At 44.9% G+C, this 6,993-nt stretch carries 5 protein-coding genes; all 5 read right to left on the bottom strand.

Annotated features, from left to right (window positions below):
* Positions 1-174: 174 nt before the first annotated feature.
* A complete protein-coding gene (locus DFR58_RS15140; RefSeq protein WP_114298693.1) occupies positions 175-609 on the bottom strand; it encodes a hypothetical protein in 435 nt (144 codons plus the stop codon).
* 426 nt (positions 610-1,035) lie between these two features.
* Positions 1,036-2,292 (bottom strand): N-acetylmuramoyl-L-alanine amidase, encoded by a 1,257-nt coding sequence (locus DFR58_RS15130; RefSeq protein ID WP_114298691.1) that lies wholly within the window; start codon positions 2,290-2,292, stop codon positions 1,036-1,038.
* Between the two features lie 182 nt (positions 2,293-2,474).
* The gene (locus tag DFR58_RS15125) at positions 2,475-2,759 is read right to left on the bottom strand and encodes a hypothetical protein (RefSeq protein WP_114298690.1); all 285 of its coding nucleotides are present in this window, start codon (positions 2,757-2,759) and stop codon (positions 2,475-2,477) included.
* Positions 2,760-2,868: 109 nt separating this feature from the next.
* Positions 2,869-3,891 (bottom strand): hypothetical protein, encoded by a 1,023-nt coding sequence (locus DFR58_RS15120; protein ID WP_114298689.1) that lies wholly within the window; start codon positions 3,889-3,891, stop codon positions 2,869-2,871.
* Between the two features lie 85 nt (positions 3,892-3,976).
* The gene (locus DFR58_RS15115; protein WP_114298688.1) at positions 3,977-6,982 is read right to left on the bottom strand and encodes a hypothetical protein; all 3,006 of its coding nucleotides are present in this window, start codon (positions 6,980-6,982) and stop codon (positions 3,977-3,979) included.
* Positions 6,983-6,993: the final 11 nt, after the last annotated feature.

The raw sequence follows: 6,993 nt of genomic DNA, 5'->3' as shown, positions 1-6,993 counted from the left end.
TGTTTTAAATCTTTTTCTAACCATCTTCGGAATAACTAAATGCTACCCAGTTCCAGTTACTCTGTCAATGGTTGCATTTACTTTGACCGCCCACCAAAAATAACAAACTAAAAAAAGCTGTCTCCCTCCGGATTAAAAATCCGATTGGAGACAGCCTGGCAAAAGGCTCTCAAATCAAGCCTCCCTGCTTTTAAGCTCAAGCACCTTTGCCTCAATTGTTTTTACAAGATAATGCGAAAAGCTCCCAAAGTTTTTATCTATAAGGGATCTGCACTCGGGTGTGAGGGCGGATACAATTTCATTATACGCCCTCTCCGACAGAGCAATAAGCTCCGATTTGCCGGCCCTGCCGTCCTTTACGGCCGCCCGCAGCTCCTTTGCGGCAGTCTGCTCTATCTGTGCGACTGTCTTAAAGGTTATATCCTCAAGATCATCTATGGCATCCAACAGAAGCTTTCTCCTTTCGGAGCTTTTAATTTGGCTTGCCTCCGCCTTTATCCTCTGCGCAAGCCTTCCGGCGGCCGCAGCACCATAGGCAAAGAGCAGCGAAAGCAACGCCAGCGCTATGTCAACGATAATCCGGCTTAAAAGCCCGTGTATCTCATCCATTTTTTCTCATCCTCTCTTGTATTCTATATATTTAGCAATAAAGATTTTACATGGGGGATATAGTTTGATGGAAGAAATTTTTTTCACCCGTAAGGAATACATCTAAGAAAAGCGCCTGATGACATACCCGTGAGACATTTCCCAGCAAGGCGTCTTTTCGTTGCTATTAAAAATTTCTGTAAGCAATTATATCCTCCATGTTTGTAAAATCTTTATTGCATCCTATATAATTCTATTTCTCCATACTGCTGCCGAAATTGCTGCCGGAAAGAAATTTCTGGAGGAACAATTTTTTGAGACCCGTGAGGAATACATCCAAGGAAAACGGATTTATGCTCGTTCCCCAGAGACGTTTCCCTCAAATACGTTTTCCGATGCTGTTAAAAATTGTCCCGGAAGATATTTCTTTCCTGACTTGCATATATACTAATCCACCATCTTGCCAAGTATCCCCATCACCTCTCCCACGGTAATGGGCTGATCCATTTTGTCCCTCCAGTAGCCGGGGGTCTGTATAATGTTTCTTGCTATGAGCTTTTCAAAGCCCTCCCTCTGCCATGCGGGGATGCTGCTGTTTTCAGATGTGCCGGGTGTTACAGGCTCATTTGACATGGCCTTTAAAATATTCACTATATCCGCTCCGTAGCCCTTGCCGGGGTACGCCCAGCCTGCCCCGTTGGGATTATCCTCATACCCCAGCCACTCGACATACCTTGCGGAGCCCCTTTTTACCAATCCGAATCTGGGATCGACAACCTCCTGCTTTAAGGCTTCGGTGCTTGCATATGCCTTTAAGTGCTGTATCTGAGCCCGTACTCCCGTTCTCGGGATGTCAAAGCTTGCCGCTTGCCCCTCCGGATTTCCGCTCAAGGCGCCTATGCCCCCATAGTTATTCTGCTCGGGCAGCACCACTCCTCCGTACTTGAAGTACCCCGTTTCCTTAAGGCTCTGTGCCCATGCCACATCAGCCCTTACGCCCTCAATTCCCGCCTCCTCGGCAAAAAGGCCAGCCAGCTCTTCTAAGGAGCAGTTGGGGAGCTTGGGGCTGGCGTTGCCTTTTACGGCATATGATATCATTTGCGAGGTGTGCAATTGGGAGGCTCCCATTATAGGAGTGAGATCCTTTTGATCGCCTCCGTCCTTCCAGCTTATGCCTAAAAATGCCGCCACTCCCTTTGCTATTCCCAGCGCCGCCTTGTCTAAAAAGGCTTCATTCCTTAGAAGAGCCTCTTCGTCGGGATTGTTTATGAAGCATAGCTCAACCAGCGCGGCGGGCATTTTTGTTTCCCGGAGCACAGAATAATTTGCAAACTTAACTCCCCTGTCGGTCAGGCCAATGCTTTGCACAAGGCTCTGCTGCACAGACCTTGCAAGCCTTTCGCCCTGCCCTCCGGCGGCAAGCGCGTATGTCTCTGTTCCGTTTGCCTTTGGCGTGCCCGCGCTGTTTATATGTATGCTCAAAAAATATTTTGCGTTTGAGCTGTTGGCTATTGCCGATCTGTCGGACAGACCTATAAACACGTCTGTGGTTCGTGTAAGAGCCACGGTTATTCCCTGCCCTGAGATCATTTCTGCCGCCTTTAAAGCAAGCTTCAATGTTACTTCCTTTTCCTTCAGCCCCGTGGGGCCCACAGCACCCGGGTCACTGCCCCCATGACCCGCGTCAATCATTATATCCGGCATATCTCTCCCCCTCCTTAGAAGTATTTGGTTTCATTAGCAGCAGAAAGTAATTATCCGCTTTTCCGGTGCTTAACGTTGTTCCAACGTTTCTAAAATTATACCGGAAGATATTACTTTCCCAGCCGATATAGAACTTGTTATTTTCATTTTATGGCACTGAGGTGTTTTAGTGACAGCTATTGTTATTTTATTGCCCCTGCCATCTTCCCCGTTATCTCGGGACCCAAAATCATTGCACACAGCACAAGGGCAATTATGAAAACCGTCAGTATAAGTATTTTGTCAAAGAAGTCCTTTTTTGCCATGGACTCCACCACGTTTGTCAGCCTGATAACGGCGTCCTCCACAGCGTCTATTCTTTTGGACTGGCTGCCGAGCCGCTCCTCCGCCGTCTTAAGCTTGTCGTCTACCGCCTTGTGCCTCTCGCTGCACACCTTCTCAAGCACGCTCTGATTGTTCTCGTTCATTCTCACTGCTCCTTGTCTGTGTTACAATATTGTATACTATTCCAAAATATAGGGTTAGGACTTTTCTTATGATATATGTTATTTTAAGTAATTACAGAGCCATTTCTTGTTATGTTACCGATTGAACAATATTTTTCATAGTCGTTCCTATTGAGAATGGCTCGACTCTTGAAGATGTAGAGGAGGAACTGGTCCACAAATATAATGTTATAGTTCCTGGGGCTGAAAGGTAAATATCTTCTGAGCAGTATACACCTCCATTATTTGTTACAGACTTTTCTATAACAACCGAATTATTGGCACGGATTTGTGCGTAGACAAGAGCACTTCCATATGATCTTAGGTAAAACTCTACTCTATAATAGCCTTTATAGTTTACGGTTACTTCCCGCATTTTTTCGGGTAAGGTATCACTTGTATCAATAATTTCTCTTGCCTCATAGATAATAGCATTTCCTGCGCTCATCTCAAGCTCGCCTGTTACTCCAAAAATATTTACTCCATTCTTTATATTACCCGCAATCAGATTTGTATCTCCCTTGACATATCCGCCCCCATTGTGATATCCCGCCAATATAGCCTGATTTGCTGTCCCCGGTGTTATAGTAACCGAACCTCTGTTAACCATAGTCCCGGTCTGATCTCCTACGTCATTTGTAAACGTCTTTCCGCCTAATACATCCCCGGCCCCCGCCGTTCCACCACCTCCTTCACCCTGTAATATAAAATTTATGCCGTTGTATTTAAGGGAATATATGCTACCGCTCTTAAGCTTCCCCGCCGTCATTGCATTTCCCTTTGAATCAAGTATGCTTTTAGCTCCTAGGCCGTCTACGTTTATTGTGGACGCTCCTGTGTTGATCACATTTATTTTTACCGCAATTCCCATTCCGCTTGCATATTCTGCGGGCGCAGGGTTTAGGGATGCCAAATAGGCGTTTGCGCTTCCCGTGGCCTCGGCATACCCCGGCTGCCGAACATAGTCGGCCAGCATTCCCTGTATCTGGCTCTTATCGGCCTTTGCGGCTACCGCCGCGTCTATCTTATTCATGTTTTCGTTTATGACTTGCCTGCGGAAGTTGTCATTCTCGTCAGGCTTTTCTAAGTTAAGATTGGTTGTATATGTTGCCATTTCTTTCTCCTCTCATTAAAAAAGGGCCTTTAAAGGCTCTTTTGGTTTAAATTCTATGGTTTATATTAAAGCAAATTACACATTTTTAGTATTCTATAGCCATCCACCAAGATGCAGTTACTGTGCCTGGAAGTCCATTCCAACCATTAGAGTGACTAAACCTTAATCCAACAGAAAACCCATTTTCGTCAGACTGTGCAGAGCCCCCAACATAAGTTGAGTTTGAATCTCTCGAATAAGTACTAACACCCATACCTCCAGAATAATATAAGGAAGTATTTACAGCTATTGATATTACAGCTGAAAGAGATGTCACACCAGAAGCTCCTCCACCTGTAAAACCAATTAAAATAAGCCCCGCTCTGAAACCAATGTCTGATACACTAAATGTTTTAACCACTTCATGCTCTAATCTAACATTTACAGTACCTGATGCAATTCGTTTTAATATACCTGTCCCTGTCAATTTTGTTTTTGCATTAGTGTTATAAAATGTTTTTCCACTTACAACATCGTTAATAGTTGCCGTACCTGTCAAGGCCAGAATTCCGGTCTGATCCCCGGCGTCATTTGTAAACGTCTTTCCGCTTAATACATCCCCGGCCCCCGCCGTTCCACCACCTCCTTCACCCTGTAATATAAAATTTACGCCGTTGTATTTAAGGGAATATATGCTGCCGCTCTTAAGCTTCCCCGCCGTCATTGCGTTGCCCTTTGAATCAAGTATACTTTTAGCTCCTAGGCCGTCTACGTTTATCGTAGACGCTCCTGTATTGGTAACATTTATTTTTACCGCAATGCCCATTCCGCTTGTGTATTCTGCGGGGATAGGGCTTAGGGATGCTAAATAAGCGTTTGCACCCCCCGTTGTCTCAGCATACCCCGGCTGCCGCACATAGTCGGCCAGATGCCCGCTAAAGGCATCCTGCCCTGCCTTCTCCCCCATCGCCGCGTCTATCTTGTCCATACCTGCCGAAAGTCTTCCAATAGCTTTTGTATTACTGTCAGCTTGTGCCTTCAAATTTGTTGCGTGAGCCTCAGTAATGGCAGGTATTGTTGTTAATGTACTATCATAATAATAACCGTACTCATAATAAGTACCATCAGGAGCTTCCTCCACGGCAAATGCAAGTCTATCTGCCCTAACCGCTACAATATCTAGGGGGATAGGCTTAAATATTCCCGTGTCTATGTCTATAGCATTGATAAAATCCATGTCCTGTATCGGTCTGCTGCTATCCTCTATTTCTATATATCCATTGCGAACAACCCCAACATTTGTTATAGCAGGCTCAACTGTAATTGTGCCGTTCGGCTCCGCGATGAGCTGCTTTGACGGGCCGTATGTGACTATTGGAGTAGCAAGCTGGTATATTATTTTGTAAGGCGTATACCCTGCGTAAGAAGCTGTCGGTGTCATACTGGTTAATCCAGTCCCATCGGTTATCTTTTTCCAGTACTTCGTACCACTTCCACTGTATGGGGTTGAACCATCTGAATTGCACAATTGCCAGCCATAGAAATATGCCTTGATTTCATCCTGACTTGGTACGTAACCGTCGAGAAAACCCGTCTTTGAGTCGGATACAGTTAAATAAAATATTCCAGTCGTAGCCTTTAAACATCTGTTATCGGCCCCCACATGTAGCAAAGACGTACCCGTTGATCCGCTATAATCAACTACAAAATACCCCGGAAACTGACCCAGTCCACCTATCCCCTCTTGTGCAAAATTAAATAGCTTAAACGCTTTTGAAGGTGGAAACTGCCCTTCATAATACCAATCCAAGTCCCCTGTAAGCTCAACCCAGTCACCACATATATTCTGCGTATTCTCCCCCGTCAGCACATCGTATTTATCCGACACCCCGCCTACCGATTTCATACTGCCCTGCGGCGGCTGAATATAGGATGCTGTTTCTGTGTAGGGTTCATAATTTGTAGCCGTTGTACCTAGTTCTATTTGCAGCCGGGCTGAAGTTATATCTACAGGATATACTATAGGGTCATTATATTTCCTGATTATAACCCGACAAAACTTTACATCTATAGGTACAGTTATTGTTGATGGAGAAATTAATTCTCCGGCATTGCTGACATAATTATATCCGGCATCATAGTATATGACAGACCTTATATCCCATCCAGAAGTGCTAAGTGTATACACCGACCCTGCATTTATTGGAAGATAAGTTTTTGTTCTGAGTCTTATTTCAGAAGCTGCATTAATTCCCGTATTTATGGATATAGTACCTTGCTCCCAAAACTCTTCACTTGTGGAGATTATATTTTTCCCTATACTTGTTACCTTCACCGGGCCTGATGATTGGGTTTCATTAATATACGGATACTTTGCCATCAGCTCCGCATCGGTAAGGTTGTTGTAGTCATCTGCAGTTATTTCATTCAGCATTACGCCGTCTACATAGCCGTATTCACCCTTGTTTCCATTTAGTGCCACACAAAAATTATTCCCCAGGGGCATAGCTGCTATCTGAGCAGGGGTAGCTTTTTTACAAATACGGGTAAATGATGTAGGGGATAGTATAAGGATTTGAGCGGGTGTTGTCTCTATTGTTAGCCGACACCCTCCACTGAGAGTCCCCGAACATACGTATGCCGAAAGCATATAATATGTATTACTCTTTAAGGGTAAAGATTCTTTGCTCTTGTTGATTAAATATCCGCCATCCGATACCGCTATAGTGCCTTTAAAACATTGTGTTCCAAAGACTTTTTTAGTGGCGTCATTTTCTTTGGTCACGCGATAACTTAACCACTTACTCGCATCCTCACAATCCCCGTCACTACCGAATAAATTCGTATATGTCCTGCCTTTAACCGTAAACTTATCAAATACGCTTGTTACAGTTGATTGCGGCAAAGTGAGCATAGGTGCCTCATATGTTGTTTCGACTGAATACGTGGGTTCTTCCAAAGCATCCATGCGGCCCGACAGCAGCTCCGCCTGACTTCCGGCTGCAAAAACCGCCGCGTCTATCCTGTCCATATTGTCGTTTATAACCTGCCTCCGCAGGTTCTCCCCTCCAAGGGGCTTTTCCAGATTAAGGTTCGTCGTATATTCCGCCATTTCTTATCCTC

It is taken from the genome of Anaerobacterium chartisolvens (genome assembly GCF_003337415.1).
In the GTDB taxonomy this organism is placed as follows: domain Bacteria; phylum Bacillota; class Clostridia; order Acetivibrionales; family DSM-27016; genus Anaerobacterium; species Anaerobacterium chartisolvens.
The sequence above is the reverse complement of the archived record's forward strand: the minus strand, read 5'-3'. Positions and strand labels throughout refer to the sequence as shown.

Bases quoted from the DNA above. Each gene is read 5' to 3' on its own strand.
- DFR58_RS15140 (WP_114298693.1), bottom strand. From the start codon at position 609: ATGGATGAGATACACGGGCTTTTAAGCCGGATTATCGTTGACATAGCG.
- DFR58_RS15130 (WP_114298691.1), bottom strand. From the start codon at position 2,292: ATGCCGGATATAATGATTGACGCGGGTCATGGGGGCAGTGACCCGGGT.
- DFR58_RS15125 (WP_114298690.1), bottom strand. From the start codon at position 2,759: ATGAACGAGAACAATCAGAGCGTGCTTGAGAAGGTGTGCAGCGAGAGG.
- DFR58_RS15120 (WP_114298689.1), bottom strand. From the start codon at position 3,891: ATGGCAACATATACAACCAATCTTAACTTAGAAAAGCCTGACGAGAAT.
- DFR58_RS15115 (WP_114298688.1), bottom strand. From the start codon at position 6,982: ATGGCGGAATATACGACGAACCTTAATCTGGAAAAGCCCCTTGGAGGG.